Raw genomic sequence first — 25,934 nt, 5'->3', positions numbered from 1 at the left:
TTTCTCCGGCCAAAGCCGGCGAGCATAGCTCGCGTGGTTGATGTCATGCGCAACGCCAGTCCTGTCGTCCGGTCCGTTCGGTCACGTTCCCGAAACGGCCGGTCACGTTGCCGAAATCGCCGGTCACGATCCCGAAACGGCCGGTCACCTTCGTCCGAAATACGCACACAGCACCTTGCGGACGTCACGGTGCCAATGCTCTTCCTGCAGGGCACGCGCGACAAGCTGGCCGAGCTTCACCTGCTGCGGTCGGTCGTCGAACCGCTGGCGCCGCGCGCCACGCTGCATCTGATGGATGACGCAGATCATTCGTTCCACGTGCGCGCGTCCTCCGGCCGGACCGACGCGGAGGTCGTGCTCGGACTCGCACGATCGATGTCGGCGTGGTTCTTCGCCGCAGGAATAAGCGACTCGGCTGGGCCAGTTCCTCATTCGTGCGCGCGTGAGGCATGATGGAATTCATATGGATCAAGACGGAGGATCGTGTCCATGATCAGCAATCGTGGACATGATCTATCCAAATCTATCCAGATCTATCCGGTTAAGGCGTAGGCGTCGACGTGTACTTTGCCGGCGACCAGCACGTAGCGCTGGATTGCTTCCACAAGCGGCCCGCAGAGCTCGGCGATCTGCCCGATCCAGCGGCCCATGCTGGCGCGATCCAGCGTCACGCCGTCGCGTGCCGCAATCTCCGATTGGCGATACAGCGGCTGATGATCGGCGAACTTCGATACCGCAATGTCGGCCAGCAGGCTCGGATGCGCGATGCTGTGCTCGATCGGCAGGCTGGGCATCGCGGGCTGTTCGATGTGGCCGCAGTCAGGACAGCACAGCTTGTGACGGATCGTGCGGATCACTTTGAACGCAGCTGCCACGCGCGCGAGTTGCTCGGAGGCATCCTCGCCGAGTCGCTGCATCGTTGTCGCACACTTGGGGCAAGCCGGATTCGGTGTGAGTTCGATTTCATCGCGTGGCAAGTGCGGCGGCAGCGGCTCTCGCGTGGGCGCTCGACCGGGCGGCGCCGTCGACGTCTTGTCTCGGTGTCCTCGCGTCTCGGCCGCGCCCTGACCGGCCGTCAGGTCTTCCAGCTGCGCCTCCAGTTTATCGATCTGCCGGGCCAGTTTCTCGGACTTGCTCCCGAAGTACATCCGCCTGAGCTTGTCGATCTGCGCCTTCAGCGTTCGATTTCGTCGTCCCGTGCGGCAATCTCCCGCACCATGTTCTCGATCGACGCCTGCTGCGCGAGCACCAAAGCTTGGAGCTCAGCGACGGAGGCGGGAAGCGGCGCATCTCTGGACATGCGTCGCAGTTTACGAGCCTTCGATGTGGTTTACAACATCGATAGAGCGGCGGTGCGTTGTGGGTGTCGCCAGTCGATGCCTTCGAGCAGCATTGACAGCTGTGCGCTCGTTAGATGGATCTTTCCACCGTCGGCCTGTGGCCAGATAAACCGGCCTCGCTCCAATCGCTTTGCGAGCAGCCAGAGGCCATCGTCGGTTGCCCAAAGCAGCTTCACGAGATCGCCGCGGCGGCCGCGGAAGATGAATACGTTGCCACCCAGCGGATTCTCCTTGAGCGCTGTCTGCACTTTCGCGGCCAGCCCCTGGAAGCCGCAGCGCATATCGGTCGCACCGGCCACGAGCCAAACGCGCGTACCTGCCGGCAGCGCGATCACTTCAGACAATCCTGCAGGAACGCTTCGGCGCGCTCGGCAGACAGGCCGCGAATCCTCACACGCCGTTTGCCAATCTCCACCTCGATTTCGCACGCAGGGGGCGGCATCGGTACGCCGCGTGGCGCTTGCGACGCCATTGCCGACTCCGGCGGCTGCAGTACCAATGCCGAGTCAACCACCTCGACGCTCAGCAAATTCATGCTGGGCACGCTCGACGCGGCTTCGAGTGCAGGGACAGGCAGCTTACCTTCACGGTATTGCTTGCGCCATCCAAACACTACATTGGCGTTGATGTCGTGCCGTCGCGCAACAATCGACACTGACATGCCGGGTTCCAATGTCTCCCTGATCACCTGCTGCTTGAATTCTTGCGCATACGTGCGACGGGGATGCGTACGGCCCGCTGCGTTCGACATGGCTGACTGTCTCCGTCAATCTGAACGCGCTTATCATGCATCGAGAAATTCAGTACTGTGAAACGGTCGTGCCGAGTCGCTTACCCGCAGGATAGTTCGTGTGCGTTACCTGTGCAGGCGCGGGAATGCTTGTAGGGTAGTCGGGACGCCGAGCCGGCGAACTCGCCGTGATGCACTCGCCCGCTCAAACACTTCGTTAACAGCATCAGCAGATGGTCTGTCGCATAGCCTCGATCGCAGCCTGATGCTTGGACACAGACGCTCTGACCTGCCCGTTTTTCTAAGACCACTGCGTTCTAGCAATAACGGCTTGGGTTGAATTTCTTTCTAAGCGCTGGCGGTACGCCAGCGGCGTGTCGTAGTTCAGACTCGAATGCGGTCGAACCTCGTTGTAATGCCGTCGCCAGTCGTCAATCACGATCTTGGCTTCAATCCGATTGCGGAACCATTCCATGGCAAGACATTCGTCACGGAATTTACCGTTGAAGCTTTCGTTCGTGCCATTCTGCCAGGGCTTGCCGGGATCGATTAACACCGATTCGATCTTCTCCGATACCACCCACTTGAGCAACGCTGCGCTGACAAACTCTGGGCCGTTGTCACTTCGCATATAGCGTGGCGCGCCGTGAACGCTGATCAGCTTGCTCAACACTTCAATGACTCTAGCCGATCGGATCGAGCCAGACACATCGATGGCCAAACACTCACGCGTGTACTCGTCGACGACCGTCAAACATTTCAGTTGCTGGCCGTTGGCACACGCATCGAAGACGAAATCGAAACTCCATACGGCGTTGCGAGCGCTCGGAGCAAGCGGCCGGGGACGCGAACCGGCGAGGCGGCGTCGACGCCGTTTGCGAGGCACCTGAAGACCGGCTTGCGCCCAATCGGCTGCACCGCTCCTTGCCGATGATGATCCCTTCGCGACCCAACATGATGCGGATGCGCCGCGAGCCGAAGCGGGGATAATCACCCGAGAGGCGTCGCATCATCTCCACGATCGGGCCGTTCTTGCCCGGCATGATGCTGATGTAACCGAGATTGGCGCGACTGACGTGAATCAGCGCACACGCACGTCGTTGACTCAGCCCACGCGAAATGGCATAGCGGGCTTGCTCGCGGCGTGCCTGTGCGCTTACCATTTTTTTGCGGAAATCTCCCTCATGACCTCGATTTCCAGGTCACGCTCCGCCACGAGCTTCTTCAGTCGGTTGTTCTCGAACTCTAACGCCTTCAATCGCTTGACGTCGTCACTGACCATTTCGCCAAATCGCTTGCGACACGCGTAAATCGACGCGTCGCTGACACCGTGTCGCTTTGCCACCTCGGCAATCGGCGCACTGTCCGCCTCTCGCAAGATCCGAACAATCTGCTCATCGCTGTATCGACTCTTCTTCATGACGCGCTCCGTATGATGCGCCGTTATCCTAGATCAATTCGGTCTCAAAGTACCGGGGCAGGTCAGCTCGACTTCGCAGTCGCAACCAGGCGCCGCCAATTGTGGGAATTAGCGGAACAAAAAACCAGTCATCTGACAGCAAAAAAGAGCTTAAGCGTTCGCGCACGGGTTCGATACCGATTCGAAATGACGTGATGCCTGACCGATGCGGCGTTTCACTCGCGCATCGGGTACATCGCATCAAGATCCGTAAAACGCCCTGCTTTCAAGACGTGATCAAGTCGTCGCTTCGCGACCTCAAATCGATGTAGCGGTGTCGACGCGAGTTGCTCGTCATGCGCGCACAACACCAGCTGATTGGCTCGCACTGATTGTCGGCAATTTGCCAGCCTTCCGTCGTCAATGAATCGTCAATGCTTGCCCGGAGAATCGATTCGGCTTCGAGATAGGCTTCGATCTGGGGATCAAGCCGGTCCCCTTCGCACACGAGAAAGGTCAAATACAGCATTTTGATGAGTGTGCTTGCAAGATCGGCATTACCTCGTCCACTGCGCATCGCCACCAGCGCCAGATGATTTTCCAATGAAAACTTGCGTGCAGTCGTCGGTGCGATCGGCAGCAACTGTGTTCGAGTCAGCGGCGCGCGACGGGCGCTTTTCGCGTGCTTGGGCTTGTTAGGCATGGTGGCGTGTCAGGAAGCATTCCTACCGAGCAGCGGGCTGAGCTTGCCAGCGGCATCAAGAAGGATGAGCAGTGCAATGCTGCCGAAGAACATGGCGATTGGTTCCAGACTACGCCTTTTCGACTGAAACGACTGTGCGCTGAGCAAAGTAGCAAACGCTTGGCTCCGACGTAGGGCTTGGCATAATGCCTACGTCGCAGCAGCCATTCTGTCTATGCCCTCTCCTTCCAAATCCAACACCATGAGGCGAAAACCGCCGCGCGGCACCATCGCACGCTATGGCGATCGCATCGTCGAGGTCTTGGGTGAAGCACGAGGCCAACGCGTGATGATCAGATCGATTCACCCTGATGGCTCGGAGCGCCTGACCGCTGTCAAGCTCACCAATCTGACGCCGCTCGGCAGCCAACTTTTCTAAGTGGATCGACATTAACCGCCCGAGATCTCACGACTCGTTGACGGCGTCCTTGAACGCTATGCCGGCCGTGAACTTCACGGTCTTCGCCGCAGCAATTTCCTTCGCTTCGCCCGTCGCCGGGTTGCGCCCCGTGCGCGCGGCGCGCTCGCCGCGGCCAAAGGTGCCGAACCCAAGGAACTGAACCGTACTGCCTGCCGCCACTTCCTTCGAGATTGTTTCCAGGACAGCGCTGATTGCCTCTTCAGTGGCGCTTTTGCTGATCCCCACTTCCGACGCGACTGCTTCTACCAATTCTTGCTTGTTCATTGATTCTCTCCTGGTCCTGATGCGACTCACTCGTCACTGTGGAATGCGGCAAAAACCGAAGTTACCTTGATTCGGTATCGACCGCTTCTAAATCGAATAAATCTGAAGTCGTCCCGTGCTCCGCTACCAAGTCTGACAGTTCGCCATTTCGAACTTTGACCAGCGTCTCGGGCGACAGCCAGATGTCTTCCATCGCGTCGATCCCGTCCTCGATCATTCGCTGCAGAAAAAACGACTGCTTGCGTCCCGTTGCCTCGGCCAGCACGCGCAGACGTTGCTCGATCACTGGATCGACGCGAACCGCAACGACCCGCAATTTATTTTCCGCCGACCTTCTCATTCCATGTCTCCCTAAGCATTCGAGCCTGTCCATCGATTTGACAGGCCTACTTTTCACAAACGGCGCACGCGGAAACTGTCGCAGCTCAACATCTCCGCCAGCGATTGCAAGTAGATTTCTGCGGACCGCACGCTGCGACATTTGCTTGACCCAACGGTAACGCGCGTCGTGTCGGTGGTCGCGCAAAGCACGCAATGACTTCAGATGCTGATGCGATCTGCGCGCGGGACCCGACGCCGCGCACTTGCCTTTCAGACCCTGGCCTAATCTCAGGAGGTCTAGTAAGTCGCCTTCGCTGCCTCACGGCGGATCGCATGCAATCGACCATGCATTTCGTCTTGCGAGATGATTTTCGCAGCCCACTCAAACACCCGAGTGTCGCTAATCTGGCCTGTGACCTCTGCGCGCTGCTTGAAGCAGGCCCACGGCATCGATACCGTTAATCGCAATCGCGGAATCACGATAAACAGGCGGAGTCGCAGATCCGCCTTCAGTCGCATCATCCAGATCCATAGCGGCTTCTGGCAGCACATTCAAGCCCTTGAACATGCTGGCAGTGATCGGGTACAACTCTGACATCACTTTCTGGTGTGACGATCAGAGCATCTCCAGCCCGACCCGCTATGCACACTCAGCATCGCCCTGAAAAGCCCCTTCTCATAGCTCTTGAGGCCCAATCCACGATGACGGTATTCGCGGCAACGACACAAACTCTTACAAAGAATGTGACACTACATTACGAACAATTTCGAGCTTTTGTATGACCATAGGCACTATCGAGGTGCGTCGGTGTTGCCGCCTCGCTGCTGCGCAAGTTCCAACATTCGTTGCGCAAACATCATGATCTCGGCTGGCGTCATGAGTTCCGCCAGAGACATCCGAGAGATGGTGAGGTGCAGCGCCGTCAGGTCCGCGCCAGCATTCACCGTCAACTGCGGGAACGTTGATTCCAGCCGAGCGATGAGCTCGGCATTCAACGGGCGGCGGTTTTTTTCCGCCGCGGCCTTGAGCTCTTCGTACAGCGGCCAAGGCAAGCGATATTGAGAGCGATGGGTATCTTCCATAGTTAAATTTGACACTACCCAGACACTAACGTATAGTGACTACAAGTCACTTTATAGTGACAAAATGAAAGGGAGAAAGAATGGGCGAATCTATTCGATCGCAGTATCGAATTCCGAAGGAGCTTAACGAATGGCTCAGTTCGCGCGCAAAAGCCGAAGAGCGATCTCGAAACGCCCAACTGGTCGTTGAACTCAAAATCCGCATGCGGGAAACATCTCACTCGCAGCTCGACGAAAAGATCGCGCTCGATCTAACAAAACCCGACTAACCATATTCTCCGATACAGAAATATCAAATTGTCAATATTAGTACTGCATATCAGCAACTGAGAGTGCCTAAAAACCAACGAACCCTAAGGTTCAACTCATGAGAGGGCGAAAGATGCAAGTTCAGAACTCCGACCAATCAGCTCGAATCCAGAAGACCGATCGTCTGGACATGATTCTCGACCTGACGGCTAATGCCTGCGTCATCGCCCTCCTCCTGTTACCGCAGCTCGCACACGCGCAAGACGCATCCGGAACATTTGGCGGGATCACTGCCTTTTTACGATCCGTCACACAACTGCTCATCTATGAGTGGGGCTACTACATCGGCATCATCACCTTGGCGATCCAAGGATACCGCTGGAAGACGGGTCGCATCGACCTCATGACGCTCGGCGGTTGGGGGCTCGGAATTGGACTCGTCTTCTTTGCGCCGAACATCGTCTCTGATCTCAAGGCGCGCTCGGCCGGAACGATCGTATGAGTGTGAGCGAAAGGCTCCACGACGACGAGGGGGAAACGCTGGTTGTAGCCATGACCCGCCCAACGATGGTCGGTGGGTTGACGCTCGCGAGTCTGGCGTTGAGCTTCTACATTCCTGGCATGGCCGCGATGATCGTGCGGTCAGTGCTTCCGGCCATGGCCATCCCCTTCTTGCTGCTCGCCAGTTATCTGATCTGCCTCAAAGACGTTTACTTGTTCGACATTTTGGCTGCCGCAACGCATCTAAAGGTATGTCCGAACAAGCGCTTCTGGAGATGCCGACGCTATGCGCCCCGCTAACATTCTGAAAGGGATGTTCGACATGTCGCTGTCGATGCCGTTGCCTAACGGGGCAGCCGTCGACGCCAAGGAAATGGCGGCAAGTGACATGATCCCCATCACTGTGCACTATGACGACTACAGCGTCCTCACGAAAGATGGCGCGGTTATGCAGGTCATTAAGCTTGGCGGCCTGTTCCACGACTCGCTCAACGCGGCGCAGAAGAAGCAGTACGAGCGTGTGCGCCATACCGTGCTGCGCACAGTCTCGAGTAGCGATCGCGGGATTTATGTTCACTTGATTCGTCGCAAGGTCAATCAGTACCCGGAGGGAGATGGCGGTACGTGGTTCGCACGGCGCTTTAACGCCGCGTGGCGCGAGCGCTATGAGAAGCGTTCCTTCTACGTGAACGAGATTTATATCACCATCGTTCAGAATCGCTTTCGACAAGGCGCGCCGGGCATTCTCGACCGCATCTTCTCCTTCGCGTCTGGTGCGAAGCTATCATCCGAAAACCTCGAGTCATTCGAGGAACAGGCAAAGGCTCTGAACGAGGCCACCAATCTCGTTGTGCAGACTCTGTCGGCCTATGGCGCGCGAAAACTGCGTATCCGGCGTCGGCCAACGTTCACGACGGACCAGATAAGTGCGGCGGACGCCCGGGCAGCCATCCAGCAATTCGATTTGAGCTGGGGAGCGTTTCAGACTCAATATGGCGTGCGTGAAGTCTATGACCGTGAGAGCATCGACGACCATCTCGGTGAGGACTATTCGGAGATTGCCGGCTTCTTCCACTACCTGATCAATCTGGAAGACGAGCGCGTGCCCGTCACCGACATCCAATTTGACCGCACGCTTGCCGTGTCGTGGCTCGATTTCAAGATGGTCGGCAACATGATGTCCGTGCAGAACCTGAGTGGAACACGCGCCGGTGCAATGCTGAGCATGGCCGAATGGCCGGCACGCACACCGTCGCACATGCTTGACGAGTTTCTGCAGCAACCCGTCGAATACATCGTCACCCAGTCGTTTTTCTTCTGCGACCGTATTTCTGCCGAGCATGATATGAAGCAGGAGCGACGACGTCTCGTGGTCAACGACCGGGAAGGTGGTGCGGAGGAGGACAAGAAGGAAATCACGGAAGGCTTGCGCGACCTGACAAGTGGCCGAGCTGTCAATGGCCTCCATCACTTGACGATTCTCGCCCATGTGCCTGCCGCAACAGAGCACGCCGATCCTATTGAGAACAAAAAGCAAACGATTGCGGACCTTGATAAAGCGGTCGCGTTGCTGAAGAAATCGTTCGTGAACCTTGGCGTCAAGGCCGTGCGTGAATGGTTCGCCGCCGAGACATTCTTCTGGTCGCAGCTTCCAGGCCAAGCGCAGCATTTCATCGGCCGACGAGGCAAGATCAAGTCCAGCAACTTTGCGGGATTTGCCTCACTGCATAACTACGCGATTGGAAAGATCGACGGCAACCTGTGGGGCCCGGCGATTATGCCCTTTGAGACAGAGAGTGGCACCGCCTATTACTTCAACTTCCACCGGGAAATGGAAGGCATGGTCGCAGGGCACATGGCCTTGACCGCGGACACGGGAGCAGGCAAAACGACCCTACTGTCGGCTCTGATCGCCATGGCTGACAAGGCGCGTCCGCGCGTTTTCTGGTTCGACAACCGTGAGGGTGCGAAGGTTTTCATGCGCGCAATGGGGGCTCCCCACACCACGTTGTCAGTGCAGGGAAACACCGGCTGGAACCCCTTCAAGCTACCCGACTCACCCGAGAACCGCTTGTACCTCGTCGAATTGATGACGCTGATGCGCACGTGCTACGGCGGCAAGCTCACGCCCGATGACATCGAGCGGTTCAAGCGAGCCGTCTGTGAGAACTACGACGTTTTGCCATTCCAAGATCGCCGTTTGCGTAATGTGGCGTGGTGCTTCGGTCAAGGACAACTGGCGAAGGACATGAGGATTTGGCACGGCGCAAATGGTTCAGCGGGCGCCAATTGGGGCGTGTTTGACAGCGAGCACGACAGCATCGACCTCACGCAGTGCCGGCACTACTGCTTCGAAATGCGGCAGCTCATCAAGGACGGAGTGGCTCGACCCGAACTGCCCGTCGTCTTGAGCTATCCGTTTCACCGTATCGAACAGTCCATGAATGGTGAGCCGTTCATCCTTGTACTAGAGGAAGGCCAGAACCTCGTCAAACACGCGTATTGGCGAGAGAAAATTGACAGCTACATCATGCAGATCCGCCGCAAAAATGGGCTGCTCATCTTCGTCACGCCCGACGCCAAATATCTTTACAGCGAGACGGATTCGATCCAGAAGCAGACTGCAACGAAGATTTACCTCCCAAACGGAGAGGCGAGCAAGACCGATCTCGTGGATCGCCTTGGCCTCACAGACGGCGAATTCGATTTCGTTCATAACACACCGCCCGAAAGCTTCAAGTTTTTGATTCGACGTGGCAATGAGTCGATCCGGGTCAAGTTCGATCTCTCGGACATGCCCGAGTTTATCCCGGTGCTCTCCTCGAACGACAAGGGGGTTGCGCTGATGGAGCAAATCATCAGTGAACTCGAAACCGACGACCCGGAAAAGTGGTTGCCGGTCTTCATGCAGCGTGCGATCTCCGAAAACACGCACAACCTCAAGAAGGAAGGAGCGTGAACGTGAAAACTACGCTTGTTGCCGTCGCTGTAGGCTTCTCACTCAGCGTCTCGGTGCCAATCTACGCCACGGGTATCCCGACGTTTGACGCTGCCACGTTTCTGCAACTGCAGCAGCAACTTTCGCAGCTGCAGGACCAGTACAGAACACTCAAAGATCAATACGCAGCGGTGACCGGAAGCTACGGCCGTGGTTCGATCGGCCTAAATCAGTCGATCAACGCGGCATCGGTCGTGCCGGGGTCTTGGCAGGAGGTCGTCTCGCAACAGCAAAGTGGCACCTTCGGCGCGAGGCAGAGTTATTACGAGAAGCTCATCAACACAATGCCGCAAGACGTATTTGCCAATCCCAATGCGCAAAACGCGACGTCTTACAAGATGAGCACGGATTCCGTCCGTGCGGCGTTGGCTGGCGGCGATTCGTTGTATTCAGAGGTTCAGACGCACCTGAACAACCTATCCGTGATGAGTCAGCAGGTCGATACGACAACGAATGTCAAAGACGCACAAGATTTGCAGAACCGTATATCCAGCGAGAACGGCATGTTGTCGAGTGCTATGGCCAAGCTCAACGCGATGAACATGAATCTCCAAGCGAACCTCGTGAATCAGCAGAATCAGGCGACAGCCGCGACACAGAAGTATTTCCATCGCGCAGGCCAATAATCAGTTCTCGCGCGCGAGAGGACAAGAGCCCTGAGAGAAATGTCATGAAAATCCTCGCTTTCCTTCCCGCCTTTGTTCTTTTCTGGCCAATGATGAAACTAGCGAAGAAGGGATGGCGCTTGTTCGTCGTACTGCTCGCAATATCCTTCATGAGCGGATGCGCAAATTCATCGAACAAGCTTGACAAGTCACCGTGCGCGTGCAAATTCGAGTCAATCAACACGAGTAGCTGAAGGAGTAACACCGATGCGCAATCTTCGCTGGATGCTGATTTCTGGAGCTACCTTGGTCATCGCGATCGGAGGAGCCGTTTATTACTTTTTTCCGAAGCAACCAACCAATCAAGCTGCGAGCGTGTCGAATGACGTTCCACCACCGTCGAAAGAAAGTCGCATGCTTGCGGTCCCAGCCGGCAATCCGTTGCTGACCGCCGACTCAAATCAGTTCAGAAGATGGGTGCCCTCGTACCCAATCCGATGTGGCGAAATCATCTTCGAGAAGGCTAACCCTAAAGCATCCAACTTTTCGTTTTGCGTCGCGGAGATACGAAAGCGCGTTACCACGGCAACAGGGTATCAACTGAGTCGCGATGATGTAATCGACTCGCGCGTCGCGACACACTGGAACAAAGTGACGGGAGCTAAATAGCATGGCCGACATGTCTCTGCAAGGCTTGGTTGGTGCTGCGGACGGCGTTACCCAGTCATTCCTGGCGCAGACGTATCCAGCCATCTCGGCGGCCATATCAACGCCGATCTACTTCGCTGCCGTGCTGTACTGGGCGCTGTTTGGCTACAAGGTGTATGCAGGGTACGCGCCCATGCAGTGGAAAGACGTCCTAGCAAAAGCCGTGATGACGGTTGCTGTGTTCGGAACGCTAAATTGGGGAGGATTTGCGCAGACCATCTATTCCGCGTTTGTTTCGTTCATGGAGGGCGCTGCTGCTACGGTCATGGCCGGGAAACCAACAGCCCAAATGCTGGACGCACTTTGGAATAACGTGGAAGCAGTGTCGGAGCGTCTTCGCTCCGTGGACTTCTATCAATTCGCGATGATATGCGACGGCATTCTCTTATTCGTGTTGAACTGCGTTCTGTTCGTGCTGGCTCTCGTCTACATGACGATAGCCAAGTTCGGACTTGCGATCACGATGGTGCTATGCCCTCTCTTCATTGGCTTTCTGATGTTTCCCGAGACACGGCAGTGGTTCATCAATTGGGTGAGCAAGATGCTGACGTTCTGTTTGATGTACATCTTGGTGATTGCGATAGTTCGGTTCGGCTTTCTCGCGTTTGGTGACGCTATCGACACGGCGGGAAAGGTGGCGCAATCAGATGGATTGGCAACCAGTGAGCAGACAGCTCAGCTCGTCATCGTGGAAGGCGTGTTGATTCTGTTCATGCTGGGAGTTAGGAGCTGGGCGTCAGCGCTGGCGGGAGGAGCTTCGTCATCTACTGGCACCTTAGTGATGATAGCCCGAATGGCGCTCGCAAAAGGAGTAGGGAAATGAAACCATTCGGAAAGGGGACCTTCACGGGCGACGAGTCAACGCGACGTATGCAGCTTGGTGGTTCAAACAAGCTTAAACAAGAGCGCAACCGTGCTTATCTTTTCATCGGCCTGCTTCTTTTTGTTGTCGGCGGCATGGCGAGCGCGATTACCGTCCTCGCCAGCATTCACACGGTCGTTCCTGTCGTATCAGTGCTCGACGCCAACGGACATGTGGTGAAACAGCAGGTGGTCAACAAGGAGACGATCACCGGACAGGAGAGCTTCGTCCAGAGCCAAGTGTACGACTTCATCATGTACTGCAACACGTTTGATCCTGACTGGCGCCAACGCTTCGCCGACTTGTGTCGGCTGCATTCAACGCAATCAGTTGCCGCTCAATATGACGCGGAGACCAGCGCCGACAACGCAAACAACCCCTACTACCAGTTGGGCCAGGGCGGGCGTCGCTATCCGAAGATCACCGGCATCACGTCGCTCGGGAAGGATGCGTATCAGGTCTCGTTCCAATCGATTATCGAAAAGCCCGGCAGCCCGCCGAAGACCGAGTACTACACGGCGCTTGTGCGCTACACGTTCACGTTCAAACCGCTCGCATTGGGCGACCGCTGGGAAAACGCGCTTGGCTATGCCACGACGGGTTATCGGAAAGATCAAGAGTTGAGCCGCCAGTAACACGCTTTGAGCAAGGAATCAGACCATGAACCGCAAGTTCGATCCTATCGCTTTAGCAGTCCTTATCAGCGTAACGACTCCGCTGTTCTCCGTTCCGTCACTCGCAGCCAAGTTGCCTCACGCACTTGTGACCGATGATCGAGTCAAGCAAGTCCCCTATGACCCAAATCAGGTCTATGAGGTGGTGGGCACGTATGGATATCAGACTTCCATTGAGTTTGCCAACGACGAGGTAGTCAAGGTGGTCTCTCTGGGCGATTCGATCGCATGGCAAACGGTCCCTTACCAAAATCGGTTGTTCATCAAGCCGGTCGAGCCGAATGCGGCAACCAACCTGACCGTCGTTACCGACAAGCGGACCTACTATTTCAAGCTTACGAGCTCAAAGGCGCGAACGACGCAGACGTTTCTGGTGCGCTTCATTTACCCGAACACAGCCTCGAACATGAACGCGAGTATGGGTGGCTCCCCCGGTGCCACTCGGTCCGACGCCAGTGCGAGCAATGGAATTGATCCTGCACGGCTGAATATTGACTACGGTGTGTCGGGAGACAAAACTGCGGTTCCCCTCAAACGCGCGTTCGACGATGGACAGTTCACATATTTCCTGTTCGACCAGAATGCTGAGATCCCGTCGTTCTACACGGTGGGTCCGGACGGCACCGAATCTGCAGTGAGTCCGCGTCGGGAAGGCCCGTACATGGTCGTCAAGCGTACAGCGAGCCTCTTCACGCTGCGCAACGGCAATGCCCATTTGTGCGTACAGAACAACGCGAATCCTTATCGCCGTGCTGACGTGAGCACCGCTTCAGCGTTCAATGCCGAGGGGCACTGATATGGTGGATCCGAACATCAACCCTGCCGAGGACCGCGAAGCAGCCGTTCGGGAGTGGGAAAAGCAGGCCAACACCTCGATGGTGGCCGACAACCGCAAAAAGCGGCTTGGCGGTGTCGCCATCGCTGCGATCGCGACCGCCGCGATCGTGGCAGTGTGGCTGGTCAAGCATAGCGGCAATGACTCGGCCAAGACGGCAGCCAATAGCGAACTCTCCATCCCGGACCGCAAGCCCGTCCCAAAGCTCAAGGATCAAGAGCTGGCGAGTGCCTCTTCCGTCACGGCCGCACCGGCGGCAACCCCGGCAAGCACGGTGCAGGCCGACGACCCGATGAAGGCGCAGCGCGAGCAGATGGAAATGCAGCGTCGCGAACAAGCGCGACGTTTGCTCGAAGCGCGCATGAAGTCGGCCATCATTCCGCCTAACAGCGGGAATCAGCCTGCAAGCGTTCAGACACAGGCAGCGCCCGATGCAGGCGGTCAGGGGCGGCCAAACGCCGGGATGCTCGGCGGTGGCTCGGGCGACCAAGGCCCGCAAGATGCCAATTCGCGCTTCGCCCGTGCAGTGACCGGCAATGCTGTGCCGGTCAGCATGGCAAGCCAAATCGACAATCTTCCCTACAAGGTTTTGCAGGGCGAGTTTATCGAGGCAGTCTTGGAACCTCGGGCGATCTCCGACCTGCCGGGTCAGCTGTGCGCGCTTGTGCAACGCGATGTATATGGCGCACAGGGTCGGCTCAAACTGATTCCATGGGGCTCGCGAGTGTGCGGCACGTACAACGCCGAACTGCGCAAAGGCCAAGATCGCCTCTTCGTCGTGTGGAACACGCTGCGTCGACCTGACGGCGTGCAGGTTGCCATCGACAGTGCCGGAAGCGACCAGCGCGGTACGGCCGGCATGGGCGGGATCGTCGACACCCATTTTGCCGAGATTTTTGGCATGTCGGCGCTTCTGTCCATCATCGGTGCCGGTGCGTCGAACGTCGGTGTAAGTTCGGGCGATCAATACAACTCCGCCTCGCAATACCGGCAGTCGGTGCAACAAGCCGCAGCCCAGTCGTCGCAACAGGTCCTTTCCCCGTACATCAACATCCAGCCGACAGTGACAGTGCCAGCAGGCTCGCGCGTACGTATCTACGTGAACAAGGATTTGGATTTCACGTCGATCTACAAGGATCAGATCGATGCGGCGAAGCACGTCGACGGCGTGACGTTCATTCAGTGAGGAGGAGACATGTCGCAAATTGCCTCCTTCCGAGCCAAGCTCTCGTTGCTGGCGGACTATCTTGACGACAAGGATGTCACCGAGATTCAGGTCAACAAGCCGGGCGAGCTATGGCTGAGAAAGAAAGACTCATACTACGCCGAGAAGATCGAAGTGCCGGGACTCACGTATCAGTTGCTTTCGTCACTGGCTGACGTCACCGCTTCCTTCAAGAGCCTCGAAGTCGATCGGGAGAGCCCGATACTCTCCGCCGAAATTCCGGTCAATCTCGATGATGGCATTCCGGATTTCGAGCGAGGAACCTACCGGGCCGAAATGATCCTGCCACCCGTCGTGCCGGAGGGGACCATCGCAATGACGATTCGCAAGCAGTCGCTCGTCCGGATGAGTCTACCGAAGTACTTGGAACAGGGTACGTTCCGATTCGTGAACGGCGATGTGATCGATGAACCCTACTCCGATGCAAGCTTGCAGGAGATGTATCGGGCGAGGCAGTGGGACGCGTTCCTGCGCGGCGCGGTGTTGGCCCACAAAAATATCGTCATTTCCGCTGGGACCTACTGCGGCAAGACGACATGCCTGAACGCACTGGTACAGGAAATACCCGCGCACGAACGCATCGTCACCATTGAAGACTCCCGCGAGATCGAGCCGGCCCAGCCAAACTGTGTTCGATTGTCCTACGCCCGTCATCAAGCATCGGGGCAGGCTGCCGTGACGCCAACCACGTTGCTTCGCTCGTGCATGCGGCTAACCCCTGATCGGGTGATCATGGGTGAGATCCGCGGCCAGGAGGCCGTCGAATTCGTGAACATGCTCAACACGGGGCATAAAGGCTCGCTCACGACTATTCACACGGATTCACCTGCTGAGATGTATGACCGGTTTGGCGAGTTGATGGACGGACACACCTCGATGACGCGCGAGCAAATCATCGAACGCGTCAGAAGGCGTATCGACGTCGTCGTGCAGTGGAAATACACCGAGCGCAACGGCCGCTACATATCGGAGATCGTTTATGCAGGCGCGTGACGCTCTACCCATACTCGCCGCGGCCGGGGCGTTGCTGGTATTCGGCCGGTTCGCCTGCGCCCACACAGCGGCCCCTTCTCTACCGCTCGACAAGCTGGCCGCCGAATGCGCGCCGGGTGTTCACCCGACAACACTCAAGGGTGTGGTGCGCACCGAGTCGGCAGGCAATCCCTTCGTGATTGGTGTCGTGGGTGGCCGACTTGAGCGTAAGCCGCGCAACCTGGCGGAAGCCGTCGCGACGGCGCGAGAGCTTGAGCGACAGGGCTTCAATTTTTCGATGGGACTCGGACAGGTCAATCGCTACAACCTTGCGAAGTATGGCGAACGCTACGAGACGATATTCGAGCCATGCCGCAACCTCAAGGCGGGCAGTGCGATTCTACGAGATTGCTACCAGCGCGCGAAGGCACGAATAACGGACGATCAACAAGCGCTCCGCGCTGCTTTCAGTTGCTACTACTCGGGTAACTTCACGCGCGGCTTTCGGCCAGATCGCGCGGGTGAGCGGAGCTACGTGCAAAAGGTGGTGGCGAACGCGACAGACACAGCCGAGCCCATTCCCGTTGTACCGGCCGTGAAGCCAGATAGCGCTGATGCCAGCGTTACGCCTCAACACGCGGCAGCCCAGAAGCCAGCGAAGCGGATGGCCATGACGCCGCAATGGGTGATGTTTGCAGACGGTCAGGCGCAGCGTGACCAGGCCCCCGACTCACCTGTCGAGAATGCCAACAGCGGGGCGGCGGTCAGAGTACGGTTGGCAACGCCGGCCGATGGCTCGGCGTACATAGTCAACCAGACGCGTCCCGCTCCCACATCAGCTTCGCATGCGACGCAGCCAGTCGCCGTCCAGCGATCACCGACATCGGCATCGACATCAACTACGCAGCAGGCTGCGCCATTCGTGCAGTTTGTGAATCAACGCTTCTCTGGCATACGGGAGAAGCGCTTTCGGGACGAAAACCGATGAAAAGAGCCATGATTGTCTTGCTTGTCCTCGGCACATCAGTGCCGGCCCATGCCTCGGAGTACGGTTGCAAGGTGCTGCTATGCCTCGCCAATCCTGCATCGAACGGTGGTCCCAAAGGCGTTGGCGAATGCGTGCCCCCGATCAATCAGCTCTATCACGACCTCAGCAAAGGGAGACCGTTTCCGAGTTGTGATCAAGCTGACGGAAATGATGGATCGAGCTACGCCCGGCAGGTCAATGATCCGTACGATCCTTGCCCGGCGCCGCTGCTGCCGGCCGAGCGTGGCTCCTATGTCGTCGAGGGCCAAAGAGGATCGAGCGGTAACAAGGGAGGATGGTTCGGCGGCGATGGCACATACTCGCTGAATGCCCCACCGCAACTATCGGAGTCATCGGTCGGGAACGGCTATGCCACGGGCGCGCGAGCCTGTGTCGGTCAGTCAATCGGCTCGTACACGACCGGCAGCTATGACAACACCTACACCGTGTACGTGTTCGACAAGGTGCTCTGGCAGCCACCGCAGAATCCGCGGGCCATCGACGTCTACATCGACAACACCTACCAACAGCGCGTGCGTTGGTAGCAGTGTCCGCTCGGATATCGGTGTGCACGCATGTCGGTGAGCTCCTACCGGTGAGCTCGCATGTGCCACGCGCGATAGCGGTCCGAAAATAGTCGCGCCCGCATCAACCTCCAGGCGCACCGTCAATCTACAAATGGAGCACGATCGATGATCCGACCACCTCTTGTCCGTCTTGCTGATCTGATTGCCTACTTGGCGGTCGCTTTTTTTCTCCTGTGGTATGCAACGAACATCGTGCTTGTCGTGGCCACGTGGCCGGACCCTGGGCGTTGGATCGCGTTTTTCGTGGTCTTCACCATGTCGATCGCCTGCGCGATCATGATAGGGCCGATTTCGCGGGCGTTGGTCGATTTGGGACGGATGCCGTCGGACCGATCGTAGGGCTAGCCGTTGAAGCTAGTGGATGCTGGCTGATGCGTGACGAGTAGCTGACGAAGCGCCGATGACGCCGATCAATAAGCGCGCATTCCGCACATTCGTTACCGAAGCGACCTATCTGAATCGACCGTAATCCGAAGGCTTGCGACCGTTTGTTGGCTGCCTGCGATGGTCCTCGGGCAGTTGACGTTGCAAACCTTGCTTACCCGCTGCAGCGCCTCCAGGCTGCGTACCAACACCGCGGCGTTGCAGTTCCCGCTCTCGCTGGATCGCCAAGGCCGTCGTCTTATCGAATCGACGTGCGATCGCAGCAGGCAGCGATTTGATCGAGTCCGTGTAGACCCGCGCCTCGTACCGTGATCGGCTGATGGCGACGTAATACAGATTCATCGACGTCGTGCGACTCTTCGTGTCGAGCGCGATCAACGTCCGGTCGTTGGTCAAGCCTTGTGAACTATGGACGGTCGAGGCATAGGCGTGTTCAAGGTGAAGCGGTCGACCGGTCGGCAGCTCAATTGATCGCACGGGCCGGCCGTCTCGATGCTCGACCGTTTCGAGGCTCACCACACCGCCGATCACGCCAGCCACACGCATGCGATCGCCATTCGTGAGGTCTCGACCTGCATCGTTCCGATTGATCCGCACGGTGTCGCCGACCGAAAGCTCAGCCCGCTCGAGTCCATAGACGCTCAGCTGCGTCACCTTGCGGGGGTTGATCGTCGCCGTCGTGCCATCTTGCCGACACAAGATCAACGCGTTGCCGGGTAATGCCTCTGTCACGCGGTATGTTTCGCCGCGCACCAACCCCGCTTTCACGTAGTCCTTTTCCGGTTGAATCACCATACCGGGCTGATAGCTCGGTGCAAAGCGACGCTGCGCTTGCGTCATGTCTACGCGAGTCAGCGTGTCAAACTCCCGCCCGTTGCCGGTGAGCGCCAGCGACTCGCGCACCATCTTGTTGATCTCGCGACGCGCTTCGTTGGTGCCGGCGACAATCAGTGTGTCGCGACGCTCGGCTTCGGTGAGCGCAATGTAGTCGTTCACAATCGCGCGATGTCGCTCCGTCGGCTCTTTCAGCTCCTCGATGTGTTTGAGATGCGCGAGCGACTGGGTGACACGCTGTTCTGCTGCGTGTTCCACCGCCGCCTTCAGCTCGTGATCTTTCTGTCGCTGTAGTTCGCTGATCCGTGCGGTCTGCATGCCATCGAGTTGAAGCTGGGCGAAAGGTTTTCCTGCCTCAATGGCCTCAGTCTGCTTAGTGTCCCCGATCAACACCATACGCGCACCCGCCTTCTCGACCGTTCGCATGAGCTGCTCCATCTGGCGAGCGCCGACGACGCCGGATTCGTCCAATACGATGATCGTCTTGGCGTCAACGGGCTTATCCTTCGACCGGAGAAAACTCGCGAGCGTATGCGCTTCGAGTCCTTCGTTCTTAAGCGCCTTGACCTGATTGCCATATGGAGCGAGCGCGACGGTCCGGTAGCCTTGTTGCATCGCGGCGTTCGAGGTCAAGGCCGACGCCTGTTTGATGAGGGAAACGGCCTGATTGATGGTGTAGGTCTTCCCCGTGCCGGCGTCGCCCTGGATGCCCACAAATCGATTACCCGTGGCGACGATCGTTTCGACGGCCGAACGCTGCCCCGTATTGAGCGTGGAGTTTTCGAGCGCCGATCTGACGGCGGCGATTTCCAGAATCGGCGCGACGGCCCGACGTCCGGTCCGTTCGATGGCGAGAATGGCTTTTTCGCGGGCAAGCGCCTGTTGCGTCGTGTATCGCTTTTCGGCCGGTACGAGTGAGCCCTGTTTGATCGCATTGGCGACGTACTGCTGCGCCTGCTTGTTTGACCAGCCCTTGAGCTCCTGCAGATAGCGCTTCCAGCCTGCAATAGACAGCGCGGGACCCTCCTTGCGCTCGGCCATCCGATACGCCGGCACCGCCTCGATAAGCGCGCCCTGTCCGACCAATCGCTTGATTTCGGCGCGAACGTCGCTCGGCCCTGCCAAGCCCACGGCCCGGCGTAGAGCGGTCGCCATGAGCGCGCTCTCACGCACGACGGCCTCACGTTCAGTGAGATGGTGGATGGCGTACTGCGCCACCGCTTGTGCAGGCGTGAGGCTGGCCGGCAAACTCGTTGCGGCAACGCGATCGCGCTCTTCGGGCTTAAAGACCTTCCCTCTGTCGCCGGTGATAGCGTTAGTCACCTTGCCGGTCATCCCGTCGGCTGCCCCGTCGAGCGTGTGGCTAGCCTCTCCCGGTGCTGCGCGCTCTCGCCCGCCGCTCACGTCATAACTACGTCCATCAAGCCGTGATTTCGGGCCGTAATCAATGCCCAGGTCGCGGCTTTTCTCAGCCCAATATTGCTTCACGATCTCCCGGTCGGACTCGTCCTTGCGCGGGCGTGTGGCGAGCGCAATCACCTGCTTCTCGATCGTGGTGGCACTCGCGCGCGTTTTACCCTCGTTGGCCAACGCCTCTTCAATGACACGGCTGCGTGCTGAAAACACTTCGATCTGATCCCGGCTAATGTGGGCCAACTCAAAATTGCCGTTGTCGTCAACCAAACGGATCGAGTAACCGACCGCCTGCAGGCCTTTTGCCAGCTCGGCTTTATAGATCGCATCGACCTCGTGCTGGACGCGAAAAATGTCCTCGTTCGCGAGCGCCCGCCATGCACCGTCGGCGCGCCGCGTCATGTTCATCACGACCGAGTGCGTGTGCAACTGAGGATCTTTCGCCCGGCTCATCTCATGCCGGAACTTGGCGATGGTCATGTTGCCCGTGCGTTCACGGTAGCTCTTGCCCTTTACTTTCTTGCGGGCCTCGGCGAGTTGCTCGACCTGTTCGAGCGCGCGGGTCACGGCGCGGTCATGCGCAGCGGTCACTTCGCGGTCGCCGGCCACGAGCGCTTGCATCGAAACCGACTTTGGCGCCGAGAAAGTGAGATCGAGCCCCATGCGCTTTTTGCTGTCGACGGGGTCAAACGTCGTCTGGATTCGCTCGCCGTTGGGCAGCTGGCCGTCCAGGAGACGCGAAAGCTGTGCCTGTTCGATGGGCCCCGTGAGCCCGAGGTGCCGCGCCCCTTCGCCCTGCCACTCGCCGGGATTCTCCTTAGCGTAGTAGTCGTCGGCCGACGAGAAGTAATGGGCGGCTGCATACTGGTTGCTTCCGCGAATCGGCGTCACATTGAGCATCGCGGTGCCTTCCTCACTTGATCTCGATTGCAGTCGCCCGATGCGGATACTTGACGTACGGCAGTTTTATTTTCGCGATGGGGAAGTCTTCGCCGAACATCACGTAGCCCTCCAGGTCTTTCAGGAACGAGATCTCTGAATCCATCACGACCGGTTCCGGCGGACTCGTGACAATGTTGCGGCTGCGCCCTCCCCCACCACCGCCTGCGCCACCGCCTGCGTTCGTCGTGATCTGGACTCGCTCCACCTGATGCTTGCCCAGAATCTCACTCGCCTTATCGGTATTGAGCGCGTTCGAGCCGCCAAAGATCAGGTAGTTACGAAAACATCCAAGCAAGGTTCGCGCGGCGTCCTTCCCATAGGTTTCGTCAAGCTGTGCCCAATCCTGAATGGACGCGGCCATGCGCAGACCGTGCTTGCGACCCTTCGTTGCCGCCGGCACGAACGACTCGAGCTTGCCGAGCGATTCCAGCTCGTCGAGGAAAAGCCAGAGCCGGCGCGCGAGCGGCGCCGAGCTGTCGGGGATGCTCATGATGGTGGCGCAGATCGTGTCGATCCACGTCGCCACGAGTGGCCGCTGCGTTGTGCGCATGTCCTCGCGCCACGTGATGAACAGGTTGCCCGCGTTCGGATCGTGCACCCATTTGTACAGCGAAAATTCGCCTTTGGACATGAACCGAAGCGGTCGCACGTACTTGTTCATCATGAACTGGATTGAGGCGACTGCCTTCTCCGCGTTCTCGCGAAAATAACCCTGCGAGTCGGTGTTGGCCAGGAATGCCTGAATCACCTCGCCATCCTCGCGCACGAGAAGATTGACCAGTGCGTCCTGGTCGGGGTTATTGGTCTCGACCAACTTGCGCATGGTGTCGGCGAGTACGTCGCGCGTGTAAGCGCACCACTGCTCGTCGGTCGGATCGATCTGCGGCGGAATGATGCTTTGCGCCATCCGGTCGAAGTCATGGATGCCCCGGATCTCGTTGAAGATGGTCCAACCGGCTGAACGTTGATCAAACGGATTGAGAATGATGTCGCCGGGAAAGCTGAACTTCGAATAGAACGTGCCGTTCGGATCAACCACGGCCATCTTGTCGCGGCGCTTCACGGCCGATGCGATCATGCTTTCCATTGCGACCGACTTACCGGCGCCGATGGTCGCGCAGATCAGCGTGTTCCGGTTTTCAAGGTGCAACGGCATCGGCATCCGACCGATCATGATGGGAGGCAAGTCTGTTCTTGCGAGACTCGGCGCATTGGTGTCTGCCGCGCGCTTCAATTCGACGCGAAGACGGCGGTTCTCTCGACGATTGGCGGCCTTTACCTGTTGTTTGACGCCGTGCCAGTTGGCCATGCGCGCACCGCGCAGCCAACGGTGATAGCGGGCGCCGCGAAATCCGTCGTCGCCGTATTCGTGCAGCAGAAAGGCGGCGGTTGCCGCAAGGCCAAGACCGAGCATGACCCCGCTTGCGATGAGCGGATTGTGCGGTGTCGTATGGAGCGCAACGGTGAGCGCTTCCGGGAGCGGGCGCAGCGGAACATTTGCAGCGTAGGCGCCGGCAAGCCAGCCGGCCACGGGTAAGCTCACGCCAAAGATCAGGGTCGCGTTCTCCGCTTCATGTTTCTGCATCGGCCTAACCCACGCTGGCCACGCTGGACCCGACCACCGCGTCACGGCGCCGGGCGAGCCACGCAGCCAATATTTGCGCATCACACGCCGCATCAACACAGTCGCGCTGCAGGGCGCTCAGCAGTGCATCGTGCAGCCAGTCGCTGATGCTCGGCGCATCGAGCGCAGCCTGAATGTCCGAGTCGATCTGCTCAATCGGTTCTGACATCACGAATCCTCCGCGAATCGGGTTACCAGCGAAGCGAATTCTGGAGACGAGGCGGCAAGTAATTCCGTGGGCATCCCGGCACCCGATACAGCGTTCTCGCATGCAAGCACGAGATCGTTGAAATCGCCCGACGTCGCCTTCTTGCGCATCAAAAAAAGTAGCGCGGCCAAAAGCGTATGCGCGGACTTTTGGGTACGTTCAATTTCCGCTAGTCGGCCATTGAGCTCTTGCCGCTCAGCCCACGTTTCCATGCTGTCGCGCTGACTATCACGACTCATCGCTTTGTCGCGAATATATTTCGACAGGTGCTTATAGCCCGCGAGTGCCGCCGCTTCTTCGACCCTGCGGCGATCCTCTTCTGAAAACCAGACTGGGATCGATTTGCCTGTGCTCATGCGTCGTCATCCCCTGTTGTTAAATTTAGAGTAACTCAATCTTCTAACCTATAGTATTGTCTATAGGTATCAAATGAGCAAACACATAGCTCTCCTGTGAATTCCTATAGCAACGCTATAGAGCCAAAGTAGTGTCACTTTCTCTGTGAGTCCGGTCATATCAAGGGTTTGCACTCCCGCAGGGGGTGCGTGATGTGTATCGAGATTTCTGGCCTGTTAAGGACAGGGATCTCTAAGGGTTAAGGGCGTGAAAATCAACTAGCCCAAAGGGCGTAGGCGAAGTGGATGCAATCAAGTAGCAATCGAGTAGCACAGAGGTTGCAAAACAGATGCAAGTTGGTAGTATGAAGAATGCGTGCTAAATGCAATAGGAGTGCGTATCAATAGCTTGGAGGATGCTTGAATGCCGCAACGTGATGTGGTGCAGGCTTTGACGGCGCTGGAGCCCAAAACCAAGGCGGCGAAAGTGCGTGAAGTGATGCCACTGATAGAACAGAGGCTCTCAGCAGGCGTGCGGATCGTGGATGTTCTCAAGGCCCTGAGAGCGAACGGAATCGATCTGACCGAAGCCACATTGAAAAGCTATCTCTACCGGTACAGGCAGAAGCAGCAAGTCGAGCAAGAGACTGCGGGACAGAAACTTCCGGCTAATGTCCAGCACTCCAGCGCCACCGGATCTGTGTCACAACGACACTACTCTGACTCATCCTCTATAAGCGATTCAGATTTATCGACGGACTCGGTCTCACACGAGGCCTCACAAGGGCCGATCTCGATGCAGGAGCTTGACCGTCTGATGAAGCCCGACCCGGCTGAACAAGCCGAAAAGTTGGCACGTTACGAACGCCTGGCCAAACAGCAACGAAGGAGCCGCAAATGAAAGTCGCCGTCATCAACTTCAGTGGGAATCCTGGCAAAACGACGCTGGTCGATAATCTCCTCGCGCCGCGCATGAACGCGCCGAAGTTTGAGGTCGAAACGATTAATGCGGGATCGTCCGGCACTGGCGCAGAGCGCCTCAAGGGCAAGGACTACGGAGGGCTTCAAGAGGATCTGATGACGCTCGATTCGGCCATCGTCGATGTCGGCGCATCAAACGTCGAAGAGTTCATCAAGCAGATGAGCCAGTTCGACGGCTCGCATGAAGAGTTCGATTATTTTGTCGTGCCAGCGGTGAGTGAGAAGAAACAGCAGATCGACACGGTCAACACCATTGAGACACTGGCGGGCCTCGGTGTCCCGGCCAAGAAAATCCGCGTGGTGTTCAACAAGGTCGAGCTTGAAGATGCAAACGATGTGCCGCGCCTGTTCAGCACGGTTTTCGGCCTTCATGCAGATCGCAAATGCTTCACGCTAAAACCGGAAGCAGCAGTGTTCCGAAACGAGATTTTCGAGCGGTTGCGAGTTCTCAAGAAGAGTGTTTCAGAGATCGTCGCGGATGGGACCGACTACCGGGCGATGCTGCGCGAAGCGAAGGATGACGACACGAAGGCGCGTGCGGTCATCATGATTTCGGCGCAGCGGCTCGCGAAGTCCGCGCATAAGAACTTGGATGACGTGTACAAGGTGCTATTCAAGTAACGGGGGCCGTTATGGGTGGCAACGTATCCACCGCACGCGAAGCGCTGATGGCAGAGTTATTGCAAGATGCCGATGCGCTTGTGCGGCGCTTCGAGCAGGCTGACGAGGCACTGTCCGGAAAAATCGAGCGGGCAACGACCGACGCCGCAGCCAAGGCATTCCTCGCGGCAAAGCTCAATTTTGAGTCTGTCATCGAGCAGAACAGCAATAAGCTCATGGAGGCGGGCCGCGTAGCGGCGGCGCAGGTTGGCAATCAACTCAACAGTGGCGCTGTCCAACTCGTGGCCGCCAATGCCGCACTCGAACACAAAGCGCGGCGGCTTGTCTTGCTGCTGGCAGTGCTCGCACTGACTGCAGGCATCGTCGGCGGCTTCATCGGAAGTAAGCTGGCCGCTGGAATGTGAGGGACACAAGGTTCGCCAAAGGGGCGACTTACCCGCCCGAGCGGTCTTTGCCGTTACCTTCGTATTCGATGACAGTCCGCGCGTAACGAAGGATTACCACGCTGCGACACACTTGCGCGCCGGGACGGCGCGCAGATTTTTTCTCCCTGTCCTCTGTAGACAGCTTCACGCCCCTGCTTCTTGCCATCAGATCCGGGGACAACATTGGCGGTGGAAATCGGTCGGAGACGGTTAGTTGCGCTATCGCGTCGAAGGCCACGAGTACGACAAAATACCACCACCCATCGTCAGTTGGGCCCTTGCCTCTTCGGCCATCTGTCGCACTTGCGCAGCAAGCTCCGGCGGCAGCCAGACTTCAACTTGTTCCCAATCCGGGGGAATCGCTCTTGCTGCCGCTTCAACGGCTTTGATTACCGCACCGACGCGCTGCTTGCTCAGTCCGCTCTCTGTAGCGGCATCTACCTGCGAGATACCGTCAACAAGCACGCGCCGCGCAATTTCCACGTTACCGACGGTCATGCGCTTGAGGCGGGGCATGAGCGATTTGAAGTCCTTCGCCGTCATCCTCTCTCCTGCCATGTTTGCGCCCCCTCAAAAATGTTTGAAATCGGGACTAGATTATCTGCTCGGAGTCAATATCGGTCA

The 25,934-nt window shown here is 57.9% G+C and carries 30 protein-coding genes and 2 pseudogenes; 19 read left to right on the top strand and 13 right to left on the bottom strand.

Features of this window, described 5'->3' with window-relative positions:
- The first annotated feature begins 195 nt into the window (after positions 1-195).
- Complete coding sequence (locus tag NCT03_RS32020) at positions 196-453, top strand: alpha/beta family hydrolase (RefSeq protein ID WP_350030052.1); 258 nt, start codon at positions 196-198, stop codon at positions 451-453.
- Between the two features lie 101 nt (positions 454-554).
- Here NCT03_RS32020 and NCT03_RS32015 read toward each other — a convergent pair.
- The 5 genes and pseudogenes from NCT03_RS32015 to NCT03_RS31995 all read right to left on the bottom strand — a co-directional run.
- Positions 555-1,300: pseudogene (locus NCT03_RS32015) on the bottom strand (IS66 family transposase); the annotation flags it as partial.
- 30 nt (positions 1,301-1,330) lie between these two features.
- On the bottom strand, positions 1,331-1,675 hold the full coding sequence (tnpB, locus tag NCT03_RS32010; protein ID WP_250469971.1) for an IS66 family insertion sequence element accessory protein TnpB: 345 nt from the start codon (positions 1,673-1,675) through the stop codon (positions 1,331-1,333).
- Complete coding sequence (tnpA, locus tag NCT03_RS34450) at positions 1,672-2,091, bottom strand: IS66-like element accessory protein TnpA (protein WP_284503555.1); 420 nt, start codon at positions 2,089-2,091, stop codon at positions 1,672-1,674. Before tnpA ends, tnpB begins: the two co-directional genes overlap by 4 nt.
- Before the next feature lie 280 nt (positions 2,092-2,371).
- Positions 2,372-3,490, bottom strand: a pseudogene (locus NCT03_RS32000) (IS3 family transposase).
- 265 nt (positions 3,491-3,755) lie between these two features.
- Positions 3,756-4,172, bottom strand: coding sequence for a hypothetical protein (locus tag NCT03_RS31995; RefSeq protein WP_250469970.1), 417 nt, complete (start codon positions 4,170-4,172; stop codon positions 3,756-3,758).
- A 214-nt stretch (positions 4,173-4,386) separates the two neighbouring features.
- Between NCT03_RS31995 and NCT03_RS31990 the strand changes: the two genes are divergently transcribed.
- Positions 4,387-4,590 (top strand): hypothetical protein, encoded by a 204-nt coding sequence (locus NCT03_RS31990; protein WP_250469969.1) that lies wholly within the window; start codon positions 4,387-4,389, stop codon positions 4,588-4,590.
- Positions 4,591-4,617: 27 nt separating this feature from the next.
- On the opposite strand, the gene NCT03_RS31985 is transcribed toward NCT03_RS31990, so the two are convergent.
- From NCT03_RS31985 to NCT03_RS31975, 3 genes are all read right to left on the bottom strand, one after another.
- Entirely contained in the window at positions 4,618-4,896 is a 279-nt protein-coding gene (locus tag NCT03_RS31985) for an HU family DNA-binding protein (protein WP_250495342.1), read from the bottom strand.
- Positions 4,897-4,957: 61 nt separating this feature from the next.
- Entirely contained in the window at positions 4,958-5,236 is a 279-nt protein-coding gene (locus NCT03_RS31980; RefSeq protein WP_250469967.1) for a YlcI/YnfO family protein, read from the bottom strand.
- Between the two features lie 773 nt (positions 5,237-6,009).
- Positions 6,010-6,300: an Arc family DNA-binding protein gene (locus NCT03_RS31975; RefSeq protein ID WP_250469966.1), complete on the bottom strand. Its 291-nt coding sequence runs from the start codon at positions 6,298-6,300 to the stop codon at positions 6,010-6,012.
- A gap of 80 nt (positions 6,301-6,380) precedes the next feature.
- Here NCT03_RS31975 and NCT03_RS31970 point away from each other — a divergent pair, with 80 nt between their 5' ends.
- The 14 genes from NCT03_RS31970 (at position 6,381) to NCT03_RS31905 (ending at position 17,882) form a co-directional block, all read left to right on the top strand.
- The gene (locus tag NCT03_RS31970; protein ID WP_250469965.1) at positions 6,381-6,569 is read left to right on the top strand and encodes a hypothetical protein; all 189 of its coding nucleotides are present in this window, start codon (positions 6,381-6,383) and stop codon (positions 6,567-6,569) included.
- Positions 6,570-6,682: 113 nt separating this feature from the next.
- A complete protein-coding gene (locus NCT03_RS31965; RefSeq protein WP_250469964.1) occupies positions 6,683-7,051 on the top strand; it encodes a TrbC/VirB2 family protein in 369 nt (122 codons plus the stop codon).
- Positions 7,048-7,350 (top strand): VirB3 family type IV secretion system protein, encoded by a 303-nt coding sequence (locus tag NCT03_RS31960; RefSeq protein WP_250469963.1) that lies wholly within the window; start codon positions 7,048-7,050, stop codon positions 7,348-7,350. The genes NCT03_RS31965 and NCT03_RS31960 overlap by 4 nt, the downstream gene beginning before the upstream one ends.
- A 22-nt stretch (positions 7,351-7,372) precedes the next feature.
- Entirely contained in the window at positions 7,373-10,009 is a 2,637-nt protein-coding gene (locus NCT03_RS31955) for a VirB4 family type IV secretion/conjugal transfer ATPase (protein ID WP_250495341.1), read from the top strand.
- Positions 10,006-10,674, top strand: a complete 669-nt coding sequence (locus NCT03_RS31950) for a TrbJ/VirB5 family protein (RefSeq protein ID WP_250469961.1) — start codon at positions 10,006-10,008, stop codon at positions 10,672-10,674. The genes NCT03_RS31955 and NCT03_RS31950 overlap by 4 nt, the downstream gene beginning before the upstream one ends.
- 246 nt (positions 10,675-10,920) lie before the next feature.
- A complete protein-coding gene (locus NCT03_RS31945; protein WP_250495340.1) occupies positions 10,921-11,322 on the top strand; it encodes a hypothetical protein in 402 nt (133 codons plus the stop codon).
- Position 11,323: 1 nt separating this feature from the next.
- The gene (locus tag NCT03_RS31940; protein WP_250469959.1) at positions 11,324-12,184 is read left to right on the top strand and encodes a TrbL/VirB6 family protein; all 861 of its coding nucleotides are present in this window, start codon (positions 11,324-11,326) and stop codon (positions 12,182-12,184) included.
- Positions 12,181-12,858, top strand: coding sequence for a VirB8 family type IV secretion system protein (locus tag NCT03_RS31935; RefSeq protein ID WP_250469958.1), 678 nt, complete (start codon positions 12,181-12,183; stop codon positions 12,856-12,858). The genes NCT03_RS31940 and NCT03_RS31935 overlap by 4 nt, the downstream gene beginning before the upstream one ends.
- 25 nt (positions 12,859-12,883) lie before the next feature.
- Positions 12,884-13,693, top strand: a complete 810-nt coding sequence (virB9, locus tag NCT03_RS31930; protein ID WP_250469957.1) for a P-type conjugative transfer protein VirB9 — start codon at positions 12,884-12,886, stop codon at positions 13,691-13,693.
- A gap of 1 nt (position 13,694) precedes the next feature.
- On the top strand, positions 13,695-14,918 hold the full coding sequence (locus NCT03_RS31925) for a TrbI/VirB10 family protein (RefSeq protein WP_250469956.1): 1,224 nt from the start codon (positions 13,695-13,697) through the stop codon (positions 14,916-14,918).
- 9 nt (positions 14,919-14,927) lie between these two features.
- Entirely contained in the window at positions 14,928-15,950 is a 1,023-nt protein-coding gene (gene virB11, locus NCT03_RS31920) for a P-type DNA transfer ATPase VirB11 (protein ID WP_250469955.1), read from the top strand.
- Complete coding sequence (locus NCT03_RS31915; RefSeq protein WP_250469954.1) at positions 15,937-16,917, top strand: lytic transglycosylase domain-containing protein; 981 nt, start codon at positions 15,937-15,939, stop codon at positions 16,915-16,917. The genes virB11 and NCT03_RS31915 overlap by 14 nt, the downstream gene beginning before the upstream one ends.
- Positions 16,914-17,501, top strand: a complete 588-nt coding sequence (locus NCT03_RS31910) for a hypothetical protein (RefSeq protein ID WP_250469953.1) — start codon at positions 16,914-16,916, stop codon at positions 17,499-17,501. Before NCT03_RS31915 ends, NCT03_RS31910 begins: the two co-directional genes overlap by 4 nt.
- A 147-nt stretch (positions 17,502-17,648) precedes the next feature.
- The gene (locus NCT03_RS31905; protein WP_250469952.1) at positions 17,649-17,882 is read left to right on the top strand and encodes a hypothetical protein; all 234 of its coding nucleotides are present in this window, start codon (positions 17,649-17,651) and stop codon (positions 17,880-17,882) included.
- A gap of 111 nt (positions 17,883-17,993) precedes the next feature.
- Here NCT03_RS31905 and mobF read toward each other — a convergent pair whose 3' ends face one another.
- Genes mobF through NCT03_RS31885 form a run of 4 tightly spaced genes read right to left on the bottom strand, consistent with a single transcriptional unit; the run spans position 17,994 to position 23,304 of the window.
- On the bottom strand, positions 17,994-21,074 hold the full coding sequence (mobF, locus tag NCT03_RS31900) for a MobF family relaxase (RefSeq protein ID WP_250495339.1): 3,081 nt from the start codon (positions 21,072-21,074) through the stop codon (positions 17,994-17,996).
- A 13-nt stretch (positions 21,075-21,087) separates the two neighbouring features.
- Complete coding sequence (locus tag NCT03_RS31895; protein WP_250469950.1) at positions 21,088-22,701, bottom strand: type IV secretion system DNA-binding domain-containing protein; 1,614 nt, start codon at positions 22,699-22,701, stop codon at positions 21,088-21,090.
- A 4-nt stretch (positions 22,702-22,705) separates the two neighbouring features.
- Positions 22,706-22,909, bottom strand: coding sequence for a hypothetical protein (locus NCT03_RS31890; protein WP_250469949.1), 204 nt, complete (start codon positions 22,907-22,909; stop codon positions 22,706-22,708).
- Complete coding sequence (locus NCT03_RS31885) at positions 22,909-23,304, bottom strand: hypothetical protein (protein ID WP_250469948.1); 396 nt, start codon at positions 23,302-23,304, stop codon at positions 22,909-22,911. The genes NCT03_RS31890 and NCT03_RS31885 overlap by 1 nt, the downstream gene beginning before the upstream one ends.
- Positions 23,305-23,707: 403 nt before the next feature.
- Here NCT03_RS31885 and NCT03_RS31880 point away from each other — a divergent pair, with 403 nt between their 5' ends.
- The 3 genes from NCT03_RS31880 to NCT03_RS31870 are packed head-to-tail and all read left to right on the top strand — an operon-like array spanning position 23,708 to position 25,289.
- Entirely contained in the window at positions 23,708-24,184 is a 477-nt protein-coding gene (locus NCT03_RS31880; RefSeq protein WP_250469947.1) for a conjugal transfer protein TraD, read from the top strand.
- Positions 24,181-24,885 carry a StbB family protein gene (gene stbB, locus NCT03_RS31875; RefSeq protein ID WP_250469946.1) on the top strand — a complete coding sequence of 235 codons (705 nt, stop codon included), beginning with the start codon at positions 24,181-24,183 and terminating at the stop codon, positions 24,883-24,885. The genes NCT03_RS31880 and stbB overlap by 4 nt, the downstream gene beginning before the upstream one ends.
- Positions 24,886-24,896: 11 nt before the next feature.
- Positions 24,897-25,289 (top strand): hypothetical protein, encoded by a 393-nt coding sequence (locus NCT03_RS31870; protein WP_250469945.1) that lies wholly within the window; start codon positions 24,897-24,899, stop codon positions 25,287-25,289.
- A gap of 240 nt (positions 25,290-25,529) precedes the next feature.
- Here the strand turns inward: NCT03_RS31870 and NCT03_RS31865 are convergent, their stop codons facing one another.
- Positions 25,530-25,853 carry a TrfB-related DNA-binding protein gene (locus tag NCT03_RS31865; RefSeq protein WP_250495338.1) on the bottom strand — a complete coding sequence of 108 codons (324 nt, stop codon included), beginning with the start codon at positions 25,851-25,853 and terminating at the stop codon, positions 25,530-25,532.
- Between the last annotated feature and the right edge of the window lie 81 nt (positions 25,854-25,934).

The organism is Caballeronia sp. GAWG1-1, assembly GCF_023631465.1.
Classification (GTDB): domain Bacteria; phylum Pseudomonadota; class Gammaproteobacteria; order Burkholderiales; family Burkholderiaceae; genus Caballeronia.
Note: the sequence above shows the minus strand (reverse complement) of the source record. Positions and strands in the feature narration are given on the sequence as shown.

Bases quoted from the DNA above. Each gene is read 5' to 3' on its own strand.
- NCT03_RS32020 (WP_350030052.1), top strand. From the start codon at position 196: ATGCTCTTCCTGCAGGGCACGCGCGACAAGCTGGCCGAGCTTCACCTG.
- tnpA (WP_284503555.1), bottom strand. From the start codon at position 2,091: ATGTCGAACGCAGCGGGCCGTACGCATCCCCGTCGCACGTATGCGCAA.
- NCT03_RS31995 (WP_250469970.1), bottom strand. From the start codon at position 4,172: ATGCCTAACAAGCCCAAGCACGCGAAAAGCGCCCGTCGCGCGCCGCTG.
- NCT03_RS31990 (WP_250469969.1), top strand. From the start codon at position 4,387: ATGCCCTCTCCTTCCAAATCCAACACCATGAGGCGAAAACCGCCGCGC.
- NCT03_RS31985 (WP_250495342.1), bottom strand. From the start codon at position 4,896: ATGAACAAGCAAGAATTGGTAGAAGCAGTCGCGTCGGAAGTGGGGATC.
- NCT03_RS31980 (WP_250469967.1), bottom strand. From the start codon at position 5,236: ATGAGAAGGTCGGCGGAAAATAAATTGCGGGTCGTTGCGGTTCGCGTC.
- NCT03_RS31975 (WP_250469966.1), bottom strand. From the start codon at position 6,300: ATGGAAGATACCCATCGCTCTCAATATCGCTTGCCTTGGCCGCTGTAC.
- NCT03_RS31970 (WP_250469965.1), top strand. From the start codon at position 6,381: ATGGGCGAATCTATTCGATCGCAGTATCGAATTCCGAAGGAGCTTAAC.
- NCT03_RS31965 (WP_250469964.1), top strand. From the start codon at position 6,683: ATGCAAGTTCAGAACTCCGACCAATCAGCTCGAATCCAGAAGACCGAT.
- NCT03_RS31960 (WP_250469963.1), top strand. From the start codon at position 7,048: ATGAGTGTGAGCGAAAGGCTCCACGACGACGAGGGGGAAACGCTGGTT.
- NCT03_RS31955 (WP_250495341.1), top strand. From the start codon at position 7,373: ATGTCGCTGTCGATGCCGTTGCCTAACGGGGCAGCCGTCGACGCCAAG.
- NCT03_RS31945 (WP_250495340.1), top strand. From the start codon at position 10,921: ATGCGCAATCTTCGCTGGATGCTGATTTCTGGAGCTACCTTGGTCATC.
- NCT03_RS31940 (WP_250469959.1), top strand. From the start codon at position 11,324: ATGGCCGACATGTCTCTGCAAGGCTTGGTTGGTGCTGCGGACGGCGTT.
- NCT03_RS31935 (WP_250469958.1), top strand. From the start codon at position 12,181: ATGAAACCATTCGGAAAGGGGACCTTCACGGGCGACGAGTCAACGCGA.
- virB9 (WP_250469957.1), top strand. From the start codon at position 12,884: ATGAACCGCAAGTTCGATCCTATCGCTTTAGCAGTCCTTATCAGCGTA.
- NCT03_RS31925 (WP_250469956.1), top strand. From the start codon at position 13,695: ATGGTGGATCCGAACATCAACCCTGCCGAGGACCGCGAAGCAGCCGTT.
- virB11 (WP_250469955.1), top strand. From the start codon at position 14,928: ATGTCGCAAATTGCCTCCTTCCGAGCCAAGCTCTCGTTGCTGGCGGAC.
- NCT03_RS31915 (WP_250469954.1), top strand. From the start codon at position 15,937: ATGCAGGCGCGTGACGCTCTACCCATACTCGCCGCGGCCGGGGCGTTG.
- NCT03_RS31910 (WP_250469953.1), top strand. From the start codon at position 16,914: ATGAAAAGAGCCATGATTGTCTTGCTTGTCCTCGGCACATCAGTGCCG.
- NCT03_RS31905 (WP_250469952.1), top strand. From the start codon at position 17,649: ATGATCCGACCACCTCTTGTCCGTCTTGCTGATCTGATTGCCTACTTG.
- mobF (WP_250495339.1), bottom strand. From the start codon at position 21,074: ATGCTCAATGTGACGCCGATTCGCGGAAGCAACCAGTATGCAGCCGCC.
- NCT03_RS31895 (WP_250469950.1), bottom strand. From the start codon at position 22,701: ATGCAGAAACATGAAGCGGAGAACGCGACCCTGATCTTTGGCGTGAGC.
- NCT03_RS31890 (WP_250469949.1), bottom strand. From the start codon at position 22,909: ATGTCAGAACCGATTGAGCAGATCGACTCGGACATTCAGGCTGCGCTC.
- NCT03_RS31885 (WP_250469948.1), bottom strand. From the start codon at position 23,304: ATGAGCACAGGCAAATCGATCCCAGTCTGGTTTTCAGAAGAGGATCGC.
- NCT03_RS31880 (WP_250469947.1), top strand. From the start codon at position 23,708: ATGCCGCAACGTGATGTGGTGCAGGCTTTGACGGCGCTGGAGCCCAAA.
- stbB (WP_250469946.1), top strand. From the start codon at position 24,181: ATGAAAGTCGCCGTCATCAACTTCAGTGGGAATCCTGGCAAAACGACG.
- NCT03_RS31870 (WP_250469945.1), top strand. From the start codon at position 24,897: ATGGGTGGCAACGTATCCACCGCACGCGAAGCGCTGATGGCAGAGTTA.
- NCT03_RS31865 (WP_250495338.1), bottom strand. From the start codon at position 25,853: ATGACGGCGAAGGACTTCAAATCGCTCATGCCCCGCCTCAAGCGCATG.